General features: G+C 69.3%; 19 protein-coding genes. 12 read left to right on the forward strand and 7 right to left on the reverse strand.

From position 1 onward, the window contains the following. Positions 1-88: 88 nt before the first annotated feature. Complete coding sequence (locus tag IE278_RS32065) at positions 89-1,177, forward strand: aldo/keto reductase (protein ID WP_189777219.1); 1,089 nt, start codon at positions 89-91, stop codon at positions 1,175-1,177. A 25-nt stretch (positions 1,178-1,202) separates the two neighbouring features. On the opposite strand, the gene IE278_RS32070 is transcribed toward IE278_RS32065, so the two are convergent. Together IE278_RS32070 and IE278_RS32075 are read right to left on the reverse strand one after the other, a co-directional pair. Then, positions 1,203-2,024 carry a serine hydrolase domain-containing protein gene (locus tag IE278_RS32070; RefSeq protein ID WP_189777221.1) on the reverse strand — a complete coding sequence of 274 codons (822 nt, stop codon included), beginning with the start codon at positions 2,022-2,024 and terminating at the stop codon, positions 1,203-1,205. Between the two features lie 66 nt (positions 2,025-2,090). After that, complete coding sequence (locus IE278_RS32075) at positions 2,091-2,561, reverse strand: GNAT family N-acetyltransferase (RefSeq protein WP_189777223.1); 471 nt, start codon at positions 2,559-2,561, stop codon at positions 2,091-2,093. Between the two features lie 95 nt (positions 2,562-2,656). Between IE278_RS32075 and IE278_RS32080 the strand changes: the two genes are divergently transcribed. Together IE278_RS32080 and IE278_RS32085 are read left to right on the forward strand one after the other, a co-directional pair. Then, positions 2,657-3,121: a MerR family transcriptional regulator gene (locus tag IE278_RS32080; protein ID WP_189777225.1), complete on the forward strand. Its 465-nt coding sequence runs from the start codon at positions 2,657-2,659 to the stop codon at positions 3,119-3,121. Continuing rightward, a complete protein-coding gene (locus tag IE278_RS32085; RefSeq protein WP_189777227.1) occupies positions 3,118-4,134 on the forward strand; it encodes an aldo/keto reductase in 1,017 nt (338 codons plus the stop codon). The genes IE278_RS32080 and IE278_RS32085 overlap by 4 nt, the downstream gene beginning before the upstream one ends. A gap of 212 nt (positions 4,135-4,346) precedes the next feature. Here the strand turns inward: IE278_RS32085 and IE278_RS32090 are convergent, their stop codons facing one another. From IE278_RS32090 to IE278_RS32100, 3 genes are all read right to left on the reverse strand, one after another. Beyond that, positions 4,347-5,249, reverse strand: coding sequence for a DUF4429 domain-containing protein (locus tag IE278_RS32090; protein WP_246570965.1), 903 nt, complete (start codon positions 5,247-5,249; stop codon positions 4,347-4,349). Between the two features lie 58 nt (positions 5,250-5,307). Beyond that, entirely contained in the window at positions 5,308-6,531 is a 1,224-nt protein-coding gene (locus IE278_RS32095) for an alpha/beta hydrolase (protein WP_189777231.1), read from the reverse strand. Between the two features lie 102 nt (positions 6,532-6,633). Then, entirely contained in the window at positions 6,634-7,311 is a 678-nt protein-coding gene (locus tag IE278_RS32100; RefSeq protein WP_189777233.1) for a TetR family transcriptional regulator, read from the reverse strand. Positions 7,312-7,460: 149 nt separating this feature from the next. On the opposite strand from IE278_RS32100, the gene IE278_RS32105 reads away from it, so the two are divergent. Continuing rightward, positions 7,461-9,077 (forward strand): MFS transporter, encoded by a 1,617-nt coding sequence (locus IE278_RS32105; RefSeq protein WP_189777234.1) that lies wholly within the window; start codon positions 7,461-7,463, stop codon positions 9,075-9,077. Positions 9,078-9,407: 330 nt separating this feature from the next. After that, positions 9,408-9,716: a small hydrophobic protein gene (locus IE278_RS32110; protein WP_189777236.1), complete on the forward strand. Its 309-nt coding sequence runs from the start codon at positions 9,408-9,410 to the stop codon at positions 9,714-9,716. Positions 9,717-10,121: 405 nt separating this feature from the next. On the opposite strand, the gene aceE is transcribed toward IE278_RS32110, so the two are convergent. Then, positions 10,122-12,869: a pyruvate dehydrogenase (acetyl-transferring), homodimeric type gene (aceE, locus tag IE278_RS32115; RefSeq protein WP_189777238.1), complete on the reverse strand. Its 2,748-nt coding sequence runs from the start codon at positions 12,867-12,869 to the stop codon at positions 10,122-10,124. Positions 12,870-13,375: 506 nt separating this feature from the next. On the opposite strand from aceE, the gene IE278_RS32120 reads away from it, so the two are divergent. The 6 genes from IE278_RS32120 (at position 13,376) to IE278_RS32145 (ending at position 18,126) form a co-directional block, all read left to right on the forward strand. Then, the gene (locus tag IE278_RS32120) at positions 13,376-13,813 is read left to right on the forward strand and encodes a DUF3052 domain-containing protein (protein WP_055519877.1); all 438 of its coding nucleotides are present in this window, start codon (positions 13,376-13,378) and stop codon (positions 13,811-13,813) included. A gap of 130 nt (positions 13,814-13,943) precedes the next feature. Next, positions 13,944-14,411, forward strand: coding sequence for a peroxiredoxin (locus IE278_RS32125; protein WP_189777239.1), 468 nt, complete (start codon positions 13,944-13,946; stop codon positions 14,409-14,411). Positions 14,412-14,550: 139 nt separating this feature from the next. After that, on the forward strand, positions 14,551-15,126 hold the full coding sequence (locus tag IE278_RS32130) for a TerD family protein (RefSeq protein WP_055617911.1): 576 nt from the start codon (positions 14,551-14,553) through the stop codon (positions 15,124-15,126). A 138-nt stretch (positions 15,127-15,264) separates the two neighbouring features. Then, positions 15,265-15,840, forward strand: coding sequence for a TerD family protein (locus IE278_RS32135; RefSeq protein WP_189777241.1), 576 nt, complete (start codon positions 15,265-15,267; stop codon positions 15,838-15,840). 279 nt (positions 15,841-16,119) lie between these two features. Continuing rightward, complete coding sequence (locus tag IE278_RS32140) at positions 16,120-17,265, forward strand: DUF475 domain-containing protein (RefSeq protein WP_189777243.1); 1,146 nt, start codon at positions 16,120-16,122, stop codon at positions 17,263-17,265. A gap of 123 nt (positions 17,266-17,388) precedes the next feature. Further along, positions 17,389-18,126, forward strand: coding sequence for a TerD family protein (locus IE278_RS32145; protein WP_189777245.1), 738 nt, complete (start codon positions 17,389-17,391; stop codon positions 18,124-18,126). Between the two features lie 376 nt (positions 18,127-18,502). Here IE278_RS32145 and IE278_RS32150 read toward each other — a convergent pair whose 3' ends face one another. Continuing rightward, a complete protein-coding gene (locus IE278_RS32150; protein ID WP_189777247.1) occupies positions 18,503-19,429 on the reverse strand; it encodes a TerD family protein in 927 nt (308 codons plus the stop codon). A 212-nt stretch (positions 19,430-19,641) separates the two neighbouring features. Here IE278_RS32150 and IE278_RS32155 point away from each other — a divergent pair, with 212 nt between their 5' ends. Continuing rightward, on the forward strand, positions 19,642-20,805 hold the full coding sequence (locus IE278_RS32155; RefSeq protein ID WP_189777249.1) for an HpcH/HpaI aldolase/citrate lyase family protein: 1,164 nt from the start codon (positions 19,642-19,644) through the stop codon (positions 20,803-20,805). Positions 20,806-20,854: the final 49 nt, after the last annotated feature.

The following is a 20,854-nucleotide window of genomic DNA, read 5'->3' on the forward strand; positions in this document are numbered from 1 at the left end:
CTGGCCCGGGGCGGTCACAGACTCGCTGTCGACAACGGAAGACGAGCACAGACGGATCACGAGTACATCCGGGCAACAGGAGGACACCATGTCACTCACCCTCGACAGCTACCGGCTGCTGGGCCGCTCCGGGCTGCGGGTCTCACCGCTGGCCCTGGGCACCGCGACCTTCGGCACCGAGTGGGGCTGGGGCGCCGAGCGGGACGAGGCGCGCAAACTGTTCGACCTCTACGTCGAGCGCGGCGGCAACTTCATCGACACCGCCAACACCTACACGGAGGGCAGTTCCGAGCGCCTGCTGGGCGAGTTCGCCCGCGACCACCGCGAGAGCCTGGTGCTGGCGACGAAGTACACGACGCTGCGCCGACCGGGCGACCCCAACTCCGGGGGCAGCCACCGCAAGAGCCTGTTCGCGTCGGTGGAGGCCAGTCTGCGACAGCTGGACACGGACTACATCGATGTCCTCTACCTGCACGTGTGGGACTTCACGACCCCGGTCGAGGAGATCCTGCGCGGCATGGACGACCTGGTCCGGCAGGGCAAGATCCTGTACGTGGCGATCTCCAACGCCCCGGCCTGGCAGGTGTCGCGCATGCAGACGATCGCCGATCTGCGCGGGTGGTCACCGCTGGTCGCCCTGCAGATCGAGTACAACCTGATCGAGCGCACCGGCGAACGCGACCTGATCCCGATGGCCCGCGAGATGGGGCTGGCGGTGATCCCGTACTCGCCGCTGGCCGGCGGCGTGCTCAGCGGCAAGTACGGCCGCGCCGACCTGACCCCGGCGGACGGGGCATCGGGTGGCGCGTCCGGCGCCCCGTCCGAGGACGGCACCCGCAGGAACTTCAACCTCGCCCTGGGCACGCTCACCGAACACAACCTCGCCGTCGCCGACACGGTGAAGGAGGTCGCCGCGGAACTGGGCCGCACCCCCGCGCAGGTCGCTCTGGCCTGGACCCTGCGGAAGCCGGGCGTGACGGCACCGGTCATCGGCGCCCGTACCCCCGCGCAACTGGAGGGCAACCTCGGCGCCCTGGACGTCTACCTCACCGCCGACCAGCTGGCCCGCCTCGACGAGGCGAGCAGCATCGGCCTCGGCTTCCCGCACGACATGCTCGCCGGCGACCACATCCGCAGGGTGACGAAGGGCGACCTGCGGATCGAGACCCGCCGCTGACACCCGATCCCCGACGGGTGGGGACTCAGCGACCCAGTTCGGCCAGGACCGCGTCCGTGAACGCGGGCCACGCCTCCGTCGCCCAGGGGCCGAACGCCCGGTCCGTCAGGGCCACGCAGGCGGCGCCCGCGTCCGGGTCGATCCACAGGAACGTACCCGACTGCCCGAAGTGGCCGAAGGTGCGGGGCGAGGACGAACTCCCCGTCCAGTGAGGGGACTTGGAGTCGCGGATCTCGAAGCCGAGGCCCCAGTCGTTGGGGTTCTGGTGGCCGTAGCCCGGCAGGACGCCCTTCGTGCCCGGGTACTGCACGGTCATCGCCTCCGCGACCGTGCGCGGGTCGAGCAGCCGCGGCGCCTGCACCTCGGCGGCGAACCGCACCAGGTCGTCGACGGTCGACACACCGTCCTTGGCGGGGGAGCCGTCGAGGGTCGTCGACGTCATCCCGAGCGGTTCGAGGACCGCCTGCTTCAGATACTCGCCGAAGGGGATCTCCGTCGCCTTCGCGATGTGGTCGCCCAACTGCTCGAACCCGGCGTTGGAGTACAGCCGCCGCTGTCCGGGCGGAGCCGTCACCCGGTGCTCGTCGAAGGCGAGCCCGCTGGTGTGGGCGAGCAGATGCCGCACGGTGGACCCCTCGGGCCCGGCCGGCTCGTCCAGTTCGACGGCCCCCTCCTCGTACGCCACGAGCACGGCGTAGGCGGCGAGCGGCTTGCTCACGGAGGCCAGCGCGAAGGGTCGGGCGCCGGGTCCGTGGGTCCCCGGTACGGTGCCGTCCGCCCGTACGACGGCGGCGGCAGCGGTGGGTACGGGCCACTTCTCGATCAGCGCGAGGCTCTGCAAGGACATGCCCAGAGCCTACGGTCACCGTGCGGCACCGGGTTCGGGCAGCACCCGCCTTTCAGGGGCGGCCGGTCAGAACTTCAGCCGCATCAACGGATCCGGGGTCCGGACGAAGCCCATCGACGCGTACAGCGGCGCGGCCTCCGGCGAGGCGGTCAGATCGATCTGCCCGACCCCCCGCTCCCGGAACCACACCACCAGCTCCTCCATACAGGCCCGCGCGTACCCCCGCCGCCGCACACCGGGATCCGTCGCGACGCTGAACACGTAACCGATCCGCCCGTGCGGATTCCCGGGCCGCCCGATCCGGTACTCCACGGTCCCCGCCACGAGCGCCCCCAGTGCCCCAGGCCGCTCGGGGTGGTCGACGACGAAGGCCGCGAAACCCCCGTCGGGATCGGCCAGCCGACCCCGTACGGTGGCCAGGGACTCGGCGTGCCAGCCGGTGGACGTGTCCGCCCCCGCCATCGAGTCGATCAGGACTTGACGCAGTCGGAGCAATTCCTCGGCGTCCTCGGGCACGGCCCGGCGTACAAGGCTCATGATCGGCACGCTAGCCAGCGCGGCGCCCCGTGTCGTCGGAATTTCATCTTCTTCCGCTTGCTTGGAGTGCACTCCAAGGTTTTAGCGTGGGGGCCATGACGGTGATGGAGACCACGGAGCCCGGGACCGACGTCTGCGTGCCCCCGCCGCAGGCGCTCAGGCGCCCCGACGGCCGGGACCAGTACACGATCAGCGAGGTCGTCGCCTTCACCGGCCTGACGGCGCACACGCTGCGCTGGTACGAGCGGATCGGGCTGATGCCGCACATCGACCGCTCCCACACGGGCCAGCGCCGCTACAGCAACCGCGACCTCGACTGGCTCGACCTCGTCGGCAAGCTGCGGCTGACCGGGATGCCGGTCGCCGACATGGTGCGGTACGCGGAGATGGTGCGCGCGGGCGACGAAACGTACGCGGACCGATTCGCGCTTCTCGAAGCGACGCGGCGGGATGTGCGGGCCCGGATCGCCGAGCTCCAGGACACCCTCGCCGTGCTCGACCGGAAGATCAATTTCTATGCGGACGCCGGGCAGGCCCTGGCGTCGGAGAGGTCCCGATGACGGACAGCAGGATCGCGAAGGCACCGCTCGGCACGGGCGGCCCCGAGGTCGGCGTGCAGGGCCTCGGCTGCATGGGCATGAGCTTCGCGTACGGCCCGACGGACGCCGAGGAGGCACGGGCCACCCTGGAGCGCGCGCTGGAGCTGGGCGTCACGCACTACGACACGGCCGACGCGTACGGGCAGGGGGAGAACGAGCGGTTCCTGGCGCCGTTCTTCGCGGCGCACCGCGACGAGGTGGTCATCGCGACGAAGTTCGCCATGACGATCCCGCCGGACGAGCCGACCAAGCGGATCATCCGCAACGACGGGCCGTACATCCGGCAGGCGGTCGAGGCGAGCCTCAAGCGCCTGGACGTCGACGTGATCGACCTCTACTACATGCACCGCCGTGATGTGAACGTCCCCATCGAGGAGACCGTCGGCGTGATGGCCGAGCTGGTCCGCGAGGGGAAGGTCAAGCAGCTCGGTCTCAGCGAGGTGACGGGCGGGGAGCTGCGGGCCGCGCAGAGCGTGCACCCGATCGCCGCCGTCCAGTCGGAGTGGTCGCTGTTCAGCCGGGACATCGAGGCGGGTGTCGTCCCCGCGGCCCGTGAGCTGGGCGTGACGCTGGTCCCGTACTCCCCGCTGGGGCGCGGCTTCCTCACCGGTTCCTTCGCCGACGCGGCCAAGGACCTCACCGCCGGTGACTTCCGCCGCCAGCAGCCGCGGTACACGGGGGACAACGCGGCGGTGAACGCGGGTCTGCTGGAGACGATCCGGACGGTGGCCGAGGCCCATGACGCGTCCCTGGGGCAGATCGCGCTGGCCTGGGTGCACCGGCAGGCGGACGTGCACGGGCTGCCGGTCGTGCCGATCCCGGGGACGCGTAGGCGCACGCGGGTGGAGGAGAACACGGCGGCGACGCGTATCGCTTTGACCGACTCCGACCTCGCGGTCCTGGAGCCCATCGCCGAGAAGGTCGCGGGCACGCGCTACCCGGACATGACGTTCACGTCAGCGGGCCGCGAGTAGCCCCCGGGCCGCGCAGTTCCCCGCGCCCCTAAGGATGAAAAGCAGGGGCGCGGGGAACTGCGCGGCCAGCGACAACCGCCCGCACCCGGTGTTTTTAGGGGGCGCGGGGAACTGCGCGGCCGGCTACAGCACACCCGCACCCGGTGTCTTTCAGGGACGCGGGGAACTGCGCACTCGGCAGACGCGCTCAGGCCGGCGTACCGCCGTGGGGCTCACAGCTCCGCCAGCAGCTCCGCCTTCTTCACCGTGAACTCGTCGTCCGTGACGAGCCCCGCCTCGTGCAGCTCACCGAGGTGCCGGATCCGTTCGGCGATGTCCGCCGGATCCCGCCGCGCCCGCGGGACCACCGGGACCACCCCGGCGGCCGGCGGCCCCGAGGCCACGTCGGGCAGGACCGCGGGCCCCCCGGACCGCGCCGCCGCCAGCACGGCCGCCGCGAACGGCAGCGACTCGTGCACCGGCCCGTAGCCCAGCCCGAACACGACGGCGGCCGGATCCTGATCCGCCTGCCCCGGCCGGCCGCCCGCCTCACGGCGCAGCAACCGCAGATGCCCCTCGAAGATCTCGGGCGAACGCCACTCCACCCCGCACAGGTCGGCGACGGCGAACGTCTGGTCGCCGGCCTTCCACTTCGCGGACGAGGCCCCCGTCCAGAACCACCGGAAGGCCACGGACTTCCCGTCGAAGGACGCCTTCCCGTCGTACGCCTTGAACTGGAGCGGCGTCTCGGGAGGCCGCACCAGATAGCGCTCGGCGGGACCCGCGTCCGCGGGCCCGAGCATCGCGCGCAGTTCGTCCGCGTAGTACTCGGCGAGCGTCTCGCGCTCGGCGGGCAGCACGAGGCGGTAGGGATCGCACACATCCCTCAGCTGCCCCGCGGCTGCCTCCATCAGCGGATCCGCGCCCGCCCTCGGCTCGGCACGCAGGACGACCGTCCCGCGCTTGCCGGGCGTCAGCGTCACCGACGCGATCGCGTCGAGCGGGATGCGCCGCTCACCGAGTGCCTGGAACAGCTTCGGCGTGCGGATCCCCCGTTCGAAGCGGATGAGCACGGAGTCGGACTCGAACTCCCAGGCGGCATGAAATCCGGCCAGTACGTCACCCATGCGGGCCATCGTATGCGGCATGCGCTTCCTAGTCCCCTCCCTGAGCGGCCCGCACTTTCCTCGTCCTCTACGCGCGTCCGGCTTCGGCGGTACCGGGCAGACCCTCCCGGCACACGTCGTCCTCGCGCGCGCAGCTGACCGCGCGGTACGCGCCAATACCGATTTCGGCGAAGTTCCGCAGGCTGTCGGTCCCGGGCTCGAAATACCCGGTGTGTCCCTTCGCCCCGCGCGCGGACAGCACCCGCGCGCCGAAGTCGGAGGACATCGGGTCGGCGCCGTGACCGAGCCCGCCGACCTCAAGATGCGGTACGTCCTGGATCCAGTCGTCGGAGTCCCGCACGGCCCACACCCGGGCCGCGGTGCGCAACTGCGCCGCCCGCTCGACCCGCATGCCGGGACTGCCCGCCACCGCTATGTCGGAGACGCGCGGCGGCAGTGAGTGGGCGGCCACCCCGCAGACCACGGATCCGTAGCTGTGGCAGTACAGCGCGACGCGGGAGCGGCCGGGCAGGGCCCGGACGAGGGCGGCGAGCCGGACGGCTCCCTCCTCGGCGCGGGTTCCGGTGGCGGCGTCCATGCCGAGCCCGTTCGGTGTCGTGTAGTCGGCCCACGCGATGACGGCCGTACGCGCCCGGGGGCCGGCCTCCCGCTCGGCGCGGTACAGGGCCTTGGCCATGCCGACCGGTGCCGTGTACTGGCGCTCGGTGCGCTGGAAGGTCAGCAGGTCGGTGTCGACGCCGGGCACCACGACCGAGACCCGCTCGGCCCTGCCGAGGTCTCCGAAGACCTCCGCGACCCGGCCCGAGCCCATCGGGTCGAAGGCGAGGATGCGGCGCTTGCCGGCCATCAGGGCCTCGTAGCGGTGCATCCGGCGGCCCGCGTCGCGCTGGCCGACCGCGGAGAGCCGCTTGTCGTGCATGCGGGCGATCTCGACCTTGCGTGCCTGGCCGAGGGCGATCCGGTTGGCGCGGTAGCGCAGGGCCACCGGCGCCCCGTTCATGTTGCCGACCGCGAGCGGGTAGCGGGCGGCGAGCCGGGCCCGCTGGCGGGTGTCGAGCGAGGCGAAGAACTGGGCCAGCCGGATCGGTGTCGTCCGGTCCGGGTCCGGCAGCCGGTGCCCGCCTATGTGACCGCGTTCCCAGGCGGCGAGGGAGGCCGCGATCGGTGTCGCCGCCCCCCGGTGGCCGCGCACCGCGGTCCAGCCGGTCGTCCCGAGCATCACGAACACCACGGCCAGCGCGAGCAACATGCGCCAGACGTTGAGTTGGGGTGTGGAGTCGAAGGAAGTCACTGAAAGGACACACTAGGAGAACGAGAGGGTCTCGCGTTAACCGAGTGAGGCGGATCACGTTTCTGTTGGGGTGATTGGGGCAAAGTAGTCCCTGCTCTTGAGTTACGGGGTGTCCCGGGTGTCCTCGCGGTCCTCTTTGTCGCGTGTGTGCCAGTTCTCGATCAACGCGGGCCCCATCTGGTCGAGATACGAGGCGGTCAGCTCGCGCATCGCCGCCACGCTGAAGTCCTCGCCCGCGCCCCACCGGCGGGCCGCCAGCCGCATCACACCGCCGAACAGGGCCACCGCCACGCGCGGGCGCGGATCGGCGTCCACGTCGACGCCCTCCCGCTGCGCGATCAGCCGGGCGAGCTGCTCCTCCAGTCCCTCGTGACGCCGCAGGTGGGTGGCGAGCAGTGCGGGGGTCGACTCGATCAACTGGTAGGTGCGCATGTGCAGTTCGATCGGCACGACCGCCTCGATAGCCTCCCCGATGGTGTCCCAGCTCGCCATGACGGCCCGGCGCAGCGCGTCCAAGGGGGCCTCGTGGGGCGGGCGTTGGCGTACCGCGTCGAGGAAGTGCGACTCGGTCATCTCCTGGACGGCGAAGGCCGCCTCCTCCTTGCCGGCGAAGTACCGGAAGAAGGTCCGCTGGGAGACGTCGACCGCCTCGACGATCTCGTCGACGGTCGTCCGCTCGTAGCCCTGGGCCGCGAACAGCTCCAGGGCGGACCGCACCAGCGCGTCCCGCGTGCGCTGCTTCTTGCGCTCGCGCAGGCCCGGTCGTGGCGCCGTGTCCATGAGTCCTCTTTCCTGTCCCCGGTTTCCCTGTCCCCAGTGGGCGCCCAGGTGTCCGTCCGTGGCGCGTGGCCGCCCCGCGGATGACTTGTCAGTTACCGAATTGTGAATTGGTTTGTCAATTGTCAGTGGCTGTCACTAACCTCGAACGCATGACTAGTCAGACCACCGTCGACAAGACGGGCCCGGCCGACGAGGCCCCGACCGCCTCCGGCCCGGCTCCGGCCTCGGGGCTGCGCGGCCACCCGTGGTTCACCCTCATCACCGTGGCCGTCGGCGTCATGATGGTGGCCCTCGACGGCACCATCGTGGCCATCGCGAACCCGGCGATCCAGAAGGACCTGGGTGCCACGTTCGCCGACGTCCAGTGGATCACGAACGGCTACTTCCTCGCGCTCGCCGTCACGCTGATCACGGCGGGCAAGCTCGGCGACCGGTTCGGCCACCGCCAGACCTTCCTGATAGGCGTGGTCGGCTTCGCGGCGGCCTCCGGGGCCATCGGGCTCTCCGACAGCATCGCCTTCGTGGTGACCTTCCGGGTGCTCCAGGGTCTGTTCGGCGCGCTGCTGATGCCGGCCGCGCTCGGTCTGCTGCGGGCCACCTTCCCGGCCGAGAAGCTGAACATGGCGATCGGCATCTGGGGCATGGTCATCGGTGCCTCCACCGCGGGCGGCCCGATCCTCGGCGGAGTGCTCGTCGAGCACGTCAGCTGGCAGTCCGTCTTCTTCATCAACGTGCCGGTCGGCATCCTCGCGGTCGTCCTCGGCGCGGTGATCCTGACCGACCACCGGGCCAAGAACGCGCCGCGCTCCTTCGACCTGCTCGGCATCGCGCTGCTGTCCGGCGCGATGTTCTGTCTGGTCTGGGCGCTCATCAAGGCTCCGGCGTGGGGCTGGGGAGATGTTCTGACCTGGTCGTTCCTCGGGATCTCGGTGGTCGGCTTCGCCCTGTTCGCGTTCTGGGAGAACCGGGTGCGCGAGCCGCTCATCCCGCTCGCCCTCTTCCGCTCCGTACCACTGTCGGCCGGTGTGGTCCTGATGGTGCTCATGGCGATCGCCTTCATGGGCGGCCTGTTCTTCGTCACCTTCTACCTGCAGAACGTGCACGGGATGAGCCCGATCGACGCGGGTCTGCATCTGCTGCCGCTCACCGGCATGATGATCGTCGGCTCCCCGCTGGCGGGCGCGATGATCAGCAAGACGGGGCCGCGTGTCCCGCTCGCGGGCGGTATGGCGCTCACGGCCATCGCCATGTTCGGTGTGTCGACGCTGGAGACGGACACGAGCAGCGGGCTCATGTCGATCTGGTTCGCGCTGCTGGGCCTCGGCCTCGCGCCCGTCATGGTCGGCGCCACCGAGGTCATCGTGGGCAACGCGCCGATGGAGCTGTCCGGTGTCGCGGGAGGCCTCCAGCAGGCCGCCATGCAGATCGGCGGCAGCCTCGGTACGGCCGTCCTGGGCGCCGTGATGGCCTCCAAGGTCGACAACGACCTCGCGGGCAACTGGGCCGACGCGGGGCTCCCGAAGCTCTCCCCGGCCGAGCTCGACCAGGCCGCGGAAGCGGTGCAGGTCGGCGCGCCGCCGGTGGCGCCGGGCACGCCGCCCGAGATCGCCGCGAAGATCACGGACGTCGCCCACGACACGTTCATCTCCGGCATGAGCCTGGCGAGCCTCGTCGCGGCGGGCGTCGCCGTCGTGGCCGTCTTCGTCGCCTTCCTCACCAAGAGGGGCGCCAACGCGGAGGCAGGCGCGGGAGTCGGCCACATCTAGTCCGTAGTCAGGCCGCAGTCAGCCCTCAGTCCGTAGTTCGGTTTTCGAAATCCCTTTACACCCCGCCGAGTTCACTCGGCGGGGTTTTCGCCTATCTGAGTGACACCTCTACGTATGACTTTCATACCGCCCGTCACCCGGGTCAGAGTGGTCTCAACTGATCTGTACGGAACGGGCAGTTCGGTTGAAGCCGCGGCGTGCTGCCGGAGGGGGGCAGCACGCCGCGCAACCGTCCAAAAGAAGTACGCGTCTGAATTGACATGACCGGGGTACCCGACTTCCGAGCCCGAACCGACCGGCCTTCGGTCGGCTCAGAGGTCCAGGGAGTTGATGATGGCGGGCTACAGCCACACCTCGCGCAAACACCCTCGCTCGCGTAGCCGTACGAGGTCACGGAGCGGGCCGGACAGCGCGACGCTCGGAATCATCGGAGTCATCTGCGCGGTCGCCGGATTCTTCGTGCTGGGGATCATCCTCGGTCCGGCGGCCATCGTCTGCGGCTGGCTGGCAATGGGGCGCCGCTGGAACGGTGCCCGGCCGGTAACGGCATTGATCGCCGTGGTACTCGGTGCGATCGACACCGTTCTGGCCATCGTGCTGATGATCGGAATGGCGGCCCCCGGCGGAATGATGTTCTGACCGAGCCAAGAAGCACAGATGTCCCCCGCGCTCCTCCAGAGAGAGCACGGGGGACATCTTCGTCCCGGCGGCCCCCGACGGCGACGGATTGCCGCCTGCGGGCCGCCGGGGGGCCGTCGCGGAGCCGACCGCCCCCTTCGAAGCACCTGCGGCGAGTGAGGGTGGACCGCGCAGTTCCCCGCGCCCCTAAAACCGGGGCTACGCCCCAGCTTCCCCGCTACCGCACCCGCACGAGACAACAGGCCACACCCCGATGCCCTAAGGGGCGCGGGGAACGGCGCGCTCAGCCTTCACTCACCCGCACGGATGCGAGAAGCGGCACCCCGGTGCCCTAAGGGGCGCGGGGAACGGCGCAACCAGCCCTCACGCACCCGCACCCGCACCGAACCGCCCCCCGCCCAGGGGTTACGCGTCCCCTCCCGCGGCCCCAGGATCCGCCGCAGCGACATCCAGCAGCTGATACCGATCGATCGCCTGCTTCAAAAGCGACCGATCGACCTTCCCCTCGCGCGCCAACTCCGTAAGCACCCCCACCACGATCGACTGCGCGTCGATGTGGAAGAACCGCCGAGCGGCGCCCCGCGTATCGGCGAAGCCGAACCCGTCCGCGCCCAGCGACTGGTAAGTCCCCGGCACCCACCGCGAGATCTGGTCCGGAACGGACCGCATCCAGTCGGAGACGGCCACGAACGGCCCCTCGGCACCCGACAGCTTCCGGGTCACGTACGGAACACGCTGCTCCTCCTCAGGGTGGAGCAAGTTGTGCCGCTCCACCTCCACGGCCTCGCGCCGCAACTCGTTCCAGGAGGTCGCCGACCACACATCGGCCCGTACGTCCCAGTCCTCGGCGAGCAGCCGCTGCGCCTCGACGGCCCACGGCACCGCGACACCGGACGCCATGATCTGCGCCGGGATGGACCCTGCGGTCCCCGCCGCGAAGCGGTGGATGCCCGCGAGGATGCCCTCGACGTCGACGTCCGCCGGCTCGGCCGGGTGCTGGATCGGCTCGTTGTAGACGGTGAGGTAGTAGAAGACGTCCTCGCCGTGCGGGTGCTCCTCGGAGGAGCCGTACATCCGCCGCAGCCCGTCCTTCACGATGTGCGCGATCTCGAACCCGTACGCCGGGTCGTACGCGACACAGCCCGGGTTGGTCGAGGCGAGCAGCTGCGAGTGCCCGTCCGCGTGCTGCAGACCCTCACCGGTCAGCGTCGTACGCCCCGCGGTCGCCCCCAGTACGAACCCGCGCGCCAACTGGTCGGCCATCTGCCAGAACTGGTCACCGGTGCGCTGGAAACCGAACATCGAGTAGAAGACGTACACCGGGATGAGCGGCTCGCCGTGCGTGGCGTACGCGGAACCCGCCGCGATCAGGGAGGCCGTACAGCCCGCCTCGGAGATGCCGTCGTGCAGCATCTGCCCGGTCGGCGACTCCTTGTACGCGAGGAGCAGGTCGCGGTCCACGGCCTCGTACTGCTGCCCGAGCGGGTTGTAGATCTTCGCGCTCGGGAAGAAGGAGTCCATGCCGAACGTGCGGTACTCGTCCGGCGCGATCAGCACGAACCGCTTGCCGATCTCCTTGTCCCGCATGAGGTCCTTGAGCAGCCGTACGAACGCCATGGTCGTGGCGATCGACTGCTGACCGGAGCCCTTCTTCACACTCGCGTACGTCTTGTCCTCGGGCAGCGCGAGGGGCTTCGAGCGCACGACACGCGTCGGGACGTACCCGCCGTTCTGCTTGCGGCGGTCGTGCATGTACTGGATCTCTTCGGAGTCCCGGCCCGGGTGGTAGTACGGCGGTGCGCCGGACTCCAGCTCCTTGTCGGAGATCGGCAGGTGCAGCCGGTCGCGGAAGCCCTTGAGGTCGGCGACCGTCAGCTTCTTCATCTGGTGCGTGGCGTTGCGGCCCTCGAAGTTCGGGCCGAGCGTCCAGCCCTTGACCGTCTGGGCGAGGACCACGGTCGGCTGGCCCTTGTGCGCCTTGGCCGCCGCGAAGGCCGCGTAGACCTTGCGGTGGTCGTGACCGCCGCGGCCCAGGTGCAGGATCTGGTCGTCGGTCATGTTCTCGACCATCGCCCGCAGCCGGTGGTCGTGCCCGAAGAAGTGCTCGCGGATGTACGAGCCCGTCTCGGTGGCGTACGTCTGGAACTGGCCGTCGGGCGTGGTGTTCAGCTTGTTGACGAGCACGCCGTCGCGGTCCTGCGCGAGCAGCGGGTCCCAACTGCGGTCCCAGACCAGCTTGATGACGTTCCAGCCGGCGCCCCGGAACTGCGACTCCAGCTCCTGGATGATCTTCCCGTTGCCGCGTACGGGACCGTCGAGGCGCTGCAGGTTGCAGTTGACGACGAAGGTCAGGTTGTCCAGGCCCTCGCGGGCGGCGATGGACAGCTGGCCGAGCGACTCCGGCTCGTCCATCTCGCCGTCGCCGAGGAACGCCCAGACATGGGACTTGGAGGTGTCCGCGATGGAACGCGCCTCCATGTAGCGGTTCATCCGCGCCTGGAAGATCGCACCGAGCGGACCCAGACCCATGGAGACGGTCGGGAACTCCCAGAAGTCCGGCATGGACCGCGGGTGCGGGTACGAGGACAGCGCGCGCGGGGCCTTCGACTTCTCCTGCCGGAAGGCGTCCAGCTGAGCCTCGTCGAGGCGGTCCAGCAGGAACGCGCGGGCGTAGATACCGGGGGAGGCGTGCCCCTGGAAGAAGATCTGGTCGCCGCCGTCACCCCCGTCCTTGCCGCGGAAGAAGTGGTTGAAGCCCACGTCGTAGAGCGAGGCGGAGGACGCGAACGTGGCGATGTGGCCGCCGACACCGATACCGGGCCGCTGGGCCCGGGACACCATCACGGCCGCGTTCCAGCGGGTCGCGTTGAGGATCTTCCGTTCGATCTCCTCGTTGCCGGGGAAGAACGGCTCGTCCTTGGTGGCGATGGTGTTGACGTAGTCGGTGCTGCGCATCTCGGGAACGGCCACGCGCTTCTCGCGGGCGCGTTCGATCAGCCTCAGCATGAGATAGCGGGCCCGCTCCCGGCCGCGCTGGTCCACGGCGGCGTCGAGGGAGTCGAGCCACTCCTGGGTCTCTTCGGGATCGAAGTCAGGGACCTGACTCGGAAGGCCGCCAATGATGATCGGGTTGCGATCGGGTCCGGAAGCCACGCTGTTCCTTCGCTCTCGGGGGGCCGCTTCTTCTCGGTTTCTTCAGTTTTTACTTTGCTTTTTCTCTGGTTTCCTGGGCGTCTGCACCGTTCCCCATCGTGTACCTCGGGAGCGGAAACGTCATCTCTACCGAGAGGTAACCGACACGTTCGCACCGTTCTCCCAAGGGCGGGTCCGGCAAATCGCAACGATACGCCCGACCCGTGACGCGTACCGCAAAGGCATTCGAGTCTCGTACCCTCGTAGGGTTCCGAAATTCACAAAGCGGGCAGATTGCTGTGGTGTGTGTCACCAACGGCTGTGATTCCCTGACTGGAGTTGCGGCGACACGGCCTGGATCGTCACCGTTTCGGCGGTCTTGACGGCCGGGTACTTGCGCGATCCGCCCCGCCCGTGTGGACTACGGCCAATGCTGCGCGCACGCGCGTGGCTTGAACTTCCCCAGGATCTCGGCTTCGCCCGGGCCGGGGAGGACCCCATTACCGAACATGATCAGGAGGCAACCCGTGAGCGCGACCGCGGACCACGCGGAGGAGCGGACGAGCCTGGCCGCCAGGCTGGGATTCCAGCCCGAGCAGGTGGTCCAGGAGATCGGCTTCGACGACGACGTCGACCAGGAGCTCCGCTCGGCCATTGAAGAAGTAATCGGCAGCGAGCTCATGGACGAGGAGTACGACGACGTCGCCGACGCCGTTGTGCTCTGGTTCCGAGACGACGACGGCGACCTGACGGATGCGCTGGTGGATGCCACCACGTACGTCGAAGAGGGCGGCGCCGTCCTGCTGCTGACGCCCAAGACCGGCCGAGACGGTTATGTGGAGCCCAGCGACATCGCCGAAGCTGTGACGACCGCGGGTCTGTCCCAGACCAAGGGCATCAGCGTGGGGAAGGACTGGAGCGGCACGAAGCTGGCTACGCCGAAGACGGCGGCCAAGAAGCGCTGAGGCGCAGCCGAGGCCAGGAGGCCCCCGCCGACTCCGGTCGGCGGGGGCCTCGTCCCTTTGGGGGCACGGTGGGGGCGCTGCGTAGGGTGGGTCACTCGGACGGGTCCATCTAGTGGAGGGATGCAGGACCATGGTCAGCGAGACGATCGGGGTCGGCGACAAGGCTCCGGACTTCGAGCTCAAGGACAACCACGGTGCCACCGTGAAGCTCTCCGACTTCCGGGGCGCGAAGAACGTGGTGCTGCTCTTCTACCCCTTCGCCTTCACCGGCGTGTGCACCGGCGAACTGTGCGAGCTGCGCGACAACCTGCCGCGGTTCGCCGACCGCGACACCCAGCTCCTCGCCGTCTCGAACGACTCCATCCACACCCTGCGCGTGTTCGGCGAGCAGGAGGGCCTGGAGTACCCGCTGCTGTCGGACTTCTGGCCGCACGGCGAGGTCTCGCGCGCGTACGGTGTCTTCGCCGAGGACAAGGGCTGCGCGGTGCGCGGCACCTTCGTCATCGACAAGGAGGGTGTCGTCCGCTGGACCGTCGTCAACGCCCTGCCGGACGCACGGGACCTGAACGAGTACGTACAGGCGCTCGACGCCCTGTAGAGCCCTGGATGCCGACACTTCGGGATTCTTCGCGCCCCAGGGACTGCGGTGGCGGGGAACCTCTCACTAGGATCGGCACGTTGATCCGATACCAACGCACTACGGGGCTTCCCGCCCCCGGACACCAATGGGAGTACTCGTGGGAGTCAGCCTCAGCAAGGGCGGCAACGTATCGCTGTCGAAGGAGGCCCCGGGCCTGACCGCGGTCATCATCGGTCTGGGGTGGGACATCCGCACCACCACCGGTACCGACTTCGACCTCGACGCGAGCGCGATCCTGACGAACGCGGAGGGCAAGGTCAGCAGTGACGCCAACTTCGTGTTCTTCAACAACCTGAAGAGCCCCGACGGCTCCGTCGAGCACACCGGTGACAACACCACCGGTGAGGGCGAGGGCGACGACGAGCAGATCAAGGTCAATCTCGCCGGGGTCCCCGCCGACATCGAGAAGATCGTCTTCCCGGTCTCGATCTACGACGCCGAGAACCGCCAGCAGTCGTTCGGCCAGGTACGCAACGCGTTCATCCGCGTCGTGAACCAGGCCGGCGAGGCGGAGATCGCCCGGTACGACCTCTCCGAGGACGCCTCGACGGAGACCGCGATGGTCTTCGGCGAGCTGTACCGCCACGGCGCGGAGTGGAAGTTCCGCGCCATCGGCCAGGGGTACGCCTCGGGTCTGCGCGGCATCGCGCAGGACTTCGGCGTCAACGTCTGAGCCTGAAAACCCCTGGGGTTCGGGATCCGAGCCCCGGGGCGCTCCACCACTTCCCGTCCGGCGCCGCACACTCCTAGTGCGGCGCCGGACGTGCTGGTACCACGGCACAACCAACGGCTTCACCGGGGAGGACCAAACATGGGTGTCACGCTCGCCAAGGGGGGCAATGTCTCCCTCTCCAAGGCCGCACCGAACCTCACGCAAGTGATGGTCGGGCTCGGCTGGGACGCACGCTCCACCACCGGAGCGGACTTCGACCTCGACGCCAGTGCGCTGATGTGCAACTCGGGCCGGGTGCTCGGTGACGAGTGGTTCATCTTCTACAACCAGCTCAAGAGCCCCGACGGCTCGGTCGAGCACACCGGGGACAACCTCACCGGTGAGGGCGAGGGCGACGACGAGTCCATCCTCATCGACCTCTCCAAGGTGCCCGCCAACGTGGAGAAGATCGTCTTCCCGGTCTCCATCCACGACGCCGACAACCGCGGGCAGACCTTCGGCCAGGTGAGCAACGCGTTCATCCGGGTCGTCAACCAGGCCGACGGCGTGGAGCTGGCCCGCTACGACCTCTCCGAGGACGCCTCCACGGAGACAGCGATGATCTTCGGCGAGGTCTACCGCTACGGCGGCGAGTGGAAGTTCCGCGCGGTCGGCCAGGGCTACGCGTCCGGGCTGCGAGGCATCGCCCTCGACTTCGGGGTCAACGTTTCGTAAAGCGGGTTACGCGGAAGATGGCCCCTGTGATCAACAGGTCGGCCGGGGTGTCACGAAGTGGTGCCAGCACGTGAGACGGCCCAGGTGGCAGAAGGCGCGTCACCTGGGTTCGGACCCTCTGGACCTGCGACTCTTCGAGCGGAAGGGCCCGGCCCTCTCCTTCGGGGAGTCGGCCCTCTAGACTTCGAGGTCAATGTTTCGTAAAGCCGGGTACGGCGGGGGGAAACCCCCTCCGGACTTCGTCCGGGGGTAGCCCCCCAACTCACGATTGGGTAGCCAGTGGTTCTGAAAACCTTCGGCTGGTCGTTCGCGGTCACCGCGCTCGGCCTGGTCGCAGCGGTTTTGATCGGCGGATGGACCGCGTTCGGGATCGTGCTGATCCTGTCCATCCTCGAGATCTCGCTGTCCTTCGACAACGCGGTGGTCAACGCCGGAATCCTGAAGAAGATGAGTGCCTTCTGGCAGAAGATCTTCCTCACCGTCGGCATCCTCATCGCCGTCTTCGGAATGCGGCTCATCTTCCCCGTCGTGATCGTCGCGATCAGTGCCTCCCTCGGCCCGATCGAGGCGGTCGACCTCGCGCTGAACGACGCCGACCGCTACCAGGAACTGGTGACCGACGCCCACCCGTCGATCGCCGCCTTCGGTGGCATGTTCCTGCTGATGATCTTCCTCGACTTCATCTTCGAGGACCGCGACATCAAGTGGCTGGGCTGGCTGGAGCGCCCGCTCGCCAAGCTCGGCAAGGTCGACATGCTCTCGGCCTGCATCGCCCTGATCATCCTGCTCGTCACCGCGCTGTTCCTGGCCCCGCAGGCCCATCTGCACGCCGGGTCCGCCGACAAGGCGGAGACGGTCCTGCTCTCCGGCGTCGCCGGCCTGATCACGTACCTGGTCGTCGGCGGCCTCTCCGGGTTCTTCGAGAACCGTCTCGAAGAGGCCGAGGAGCGCGAGCACGAGGCCGAGGAGGAGGCCAAGGCCAAGGGCAAGCAGATCTCCGCCGGCGCCATGGTCGGCAAGGCCGCCTTCTTCATGTTCCTCTACCTCGAAGTCCTCGACGCGTCGTTCTCCTTCGACGGCGTCATCGGCGCCTTCGCCATCACCAACGACATCATCCTGATGGCGCTGGGCCTGGGCATCGGCGCGATGTACGTGCGGTCGCTGACGGTCTACCTGGTGCGCCAGGGCACCCTGGACGACTACGTGTACCTGGAGCACGGCGCCCACTACGCGATCGGCGCCCTCGCCGCGATCCTGCTGATCACCATCCGCTTCGAGGTCAACGAGATCATCACCGGCCTCATCGGGGTCGTCCTGATCGCCTGGTCCTTCTGGTCCTCGGTACGCCGCAACAAGGCGCTGGCGGCCGCGGAGGGAAAAGCTGACCCCTCGGACGACAAGACAGAGGTCTCGTCCGGGGTGTGACACCGGTCAGGTTGAGGAACGCTCTGTGAGGGGCGGGCGCCGAGGAGTCCTCGGCGCCCGCCCCGGCGTATGAGGCCCCGATCCTTCGTCGGGGCGGGGTGAACAGCCGAGGTGGGGGCGGGAATGAGTTTCTGGGAAGGCATGTGGCGCGGGCGGTCGGCGCAGTTCGACTCGGGCAGCGCGGCGACCAACGCCATCGAACTGACCAAACGGAACCAGACGATCTCACTCAGCAAGCAGGGTGCGGCCACCGGCAATCTCCGTATCAACCTCTCGTGGCGGATGCGGACCTCCGACATAGGCGGGGCCCAGCGGGGGAGTCTGCTGCGCCACCCCTTCAAGGCCCTGAAGCCGGAAGTGGTGCAGGCGCACACCCAGTCCATGGTCAACGTCGACCTCGACCTCGGCTGCATGTACGAGCTGGCCGACGGCAGCAAGGGGGTCGTCCAGCCGCTCGGGGGCTTCCTGGGGGACCTCAACGGCGCGCCCTACGTGAAGCTCAGCGGTGACGACCGGTTCGGCTCCGGCTCGGGCGAGACGATCTTCGTCAACCTCGACCACCGCAAGGAGATCAAGCGGCTGCTGGTCTTCGTCTACATCTACGACCAGACCCCGGCGTTCGACCGTACGCACGCGATCGTGACCCTGTACCCGAGCAACGGGCCCCGGATCGAGATCGGGCTCGACGAGCGGCACTCCCAGGCCCGGTCCTGCGCGGTCGTCATGATCGAGAACGTCAAGAACGAACTCGTGGTGCGACGCGAGGTGAAGTTCGTGTACGGCTTCCAGGCAGAACTGGACCGCCTGTACGGCTGGGGCCTCCAATGGGGCCGAGGCTACAAGGCAAAGGCCGACCGTTAGCGGGCCCCGCAAGGGGCGCGGGGAACTGCGCGCCCGAGCACGCACCGAGCCTCGTCAGGGGCGCGGGGAACTGCGCGGCCAGCCACGACGCATCCGCGACCGAGCACGCACCGGCCCCCGTCAAGGGCCCGGGGAACTGTGCGCCCGAGCACGCACCGAGCCCCGTCAGGGGCGCGGGGAACTGCGCGGCCGGCACCGACCGACCCGCACCCCACGTCCTGCCGGCAGTCGCCCTGCGGACGGCGGCGCCCCAGCGCTCGGGCTCGGGGCCGGCCGCTCAGGGGCGGCTGCGGCCCCGTCGTGGCTGATCGCGCGGTTCCCCGCACCCCCAGAGGCGAAAGGCGGCCGCTTCCCGTGCCCCGGGACGACCGGGGGCTCAGCGGCCGATGAACTGCGGCCCCTGCGGCGGGAGCCGGAAGTCCGGGTCGGGACCCGGCCCCACCGGCTGCGGGTAGCCGTACCCGGACGGCGCCGCCGCGGCAGGCTGAGGCGGCGGCGGATACCCGTACGCAGGCGCACTGGTCGGCTGCGGATACCCGTACGCGGGCTGCGTGGCCGGCGGCTGCTGCCGCGTCGGCTCCGGCCCGGGAGCGGCCGGCGGATACCCGTACGCGGGCTGCACCGGCTGCTGCGGCACCTGCGTGGTCGGCTGCTCGGGCGGCAACGGCTGCGCACCGGCCCGCCCGCCGGCCGCAGACCCCTCCTCGGCGCCGGAGGCGCCAGCGGCCCCGGACGCTTCGGAGGTGTCGGACTCGTCCACCGAGATACCGAAGTCGGCCGCCAGCCCCTGCAGCCCGTTCGAATAGCCCTCACCGAGGGCCCGGAACTTCCAGCCCTCGCCACGCCGGTACAGTTCACCGCAGATCAGCGCGGTTTCCTCACCGGTCTCCGGCTTGATGTCGAAGTACGCCAGTGGCTCGGCGTCCCCGATCGTGGCGTCGAACACCACGATCCGCAGCGCGCGCACCTGGTCGAAGGTGACGCCGTCGGCGGAAGCGACAAGGAGAATCCGTCCCACACCATTGTCAACGCCCGCCAGATCCGACTGAATCGTATCGGTGAGCCCCTCGGCGAGGCCGTCGTTCACGCGCTTCTTGCCGAGTCGCCAGACCTTCCCCGACGGATGCCGGGGCTGGTTGTAGAAAACGAAGTCCTCGTCGGACCGCACACGACCGTCGGGACCGAGGAGGAGTGCGGAGGCATCCACGTCCGGGACACCCCGTCCCGGCGTCCAGCGCAGCACGGCGCGCACCGCCGTGGCGTCCAGCGGGACGTTCGACCCCTTCAGCATGGCGTGCGTCATACGGTCATCCTGCCTTCTCGGCCCTGGTCACGACAACGTGGGGGTGCGCTCCTGTCGCGCTCCCCGCGCGGCCCGCCGCGCAGACGGACGGCACAATGGTGTTTGTCTGCGTTACCTGAATTTCATGCCCGATGGGAATCCCGGACACGGATCTCTACGTACTATTACCGGCCACATATCGTCAGGCCATCTAGCCGCCCCGGGGGAGACTCATGCGTCATTTCGGGCATATTGCCCCTGAGGTGCGGGACCGCCTCTTCTTCCAGGAGCCGTGCGTCTTCACCGCGGACTCCTCGCCCCGAGTGCTGGCCGCAGCACTCGGAGCCACCCTCTACAGCCCCGCGACCAGGCAGAAGCTCGCCGACGACATCGTGAAGCAGGCCGGTCGCGGTGTCGTCTCGATGGTGGTGTGCCTGGAGGACTCGATCGGCGACGCGGACGTCGCGGACGCCGAGGAGAACCTCGTCCGGCAGTTCCGTGACCTGGCAGACCGCCCCGGGGACGAGCTGCCCCTGCTCTTCATCCGGGTCAGAGCGCCCGAGCAGATACCCGACCTCGTCCAGCGGCTCGGCGGGGCCGTGCGGCTCCTGTCCGGATTCGTACTGCCCAAGTTCACGGAGGAACGGGGCATTCCGTTCCTGGAGGCGCTCACCGAGGCCGAGGGCGCGAGCGCGCGGCGGCTCTTCGCCATGCCCGTCCTCGAATCGCCCGAACTGCTGTACCGCGAGTCCCGGGCGGAGACCCTCGCCGGAATCTTCCGGGCCGTCGACAAGTACCGCGACCGCGTACTCGCCCTGCGGCTCGGCGTCACCGACTTCTGCTCGGCGTACGGGCTGCGCAGAGCGCCCGACATGACCGCGTACGACGTGCAGATAGTCGCCTCCGTCATCGCCGACGTGGTGAACGTCCTCGGGCGGGCCGACGGCACCGGATTCACGGTGACCGGGCCCGTGTGGGAGTACTTCCGCGTCCAGGAGCGCATGTTCAAGCCGCAGCTGCGCCGCAGCCCCTTCACCCCGGAGGCCGAGGACCTGCGCGCCGCCCTGATCGAGCACGACATGGACGGCCTGCTGCGGGAGATCTCCCTCGACCGGACCAACGGGCTGCAGGGCAAGACCTGCATCCACCCCTCGCACGTCCTGCCCGTGCACGCCCTCTCCGTGGTCAGCCACGAGGAGTTCAGCGACGCCCAGGACATCCTGCGGCCCGAGCGGGGCGGCGGAGGCGTACTGCGGTCCGCGTACACGAACAAGATGAACGAGGTGAAGCCGCACCGCGCCTGGGCGGAGCGCACCCTCCAGCGCGCCGAGGTCTTCGGCGTCACCAACGAGGACATCGGCTTCGTGGAACTGCTCGCCGCCGGAATCCCGGGCTGATGCCCCGACCCGCCGACACCCCGACCTGCTGCCCCCCGACCCGCCGACA

The sequence above is a fragment of the Streptomyces tauricus genome (assembly GCF_014650955.1).
In the GTDB taxonomy this organism is placed as follows: domain Bacteria; phylum Actinomycetota; class Actinomycetes; order Streptomycetales; family Streptomycetaceae; genus Streptomyces; species Streptomyces tauricus.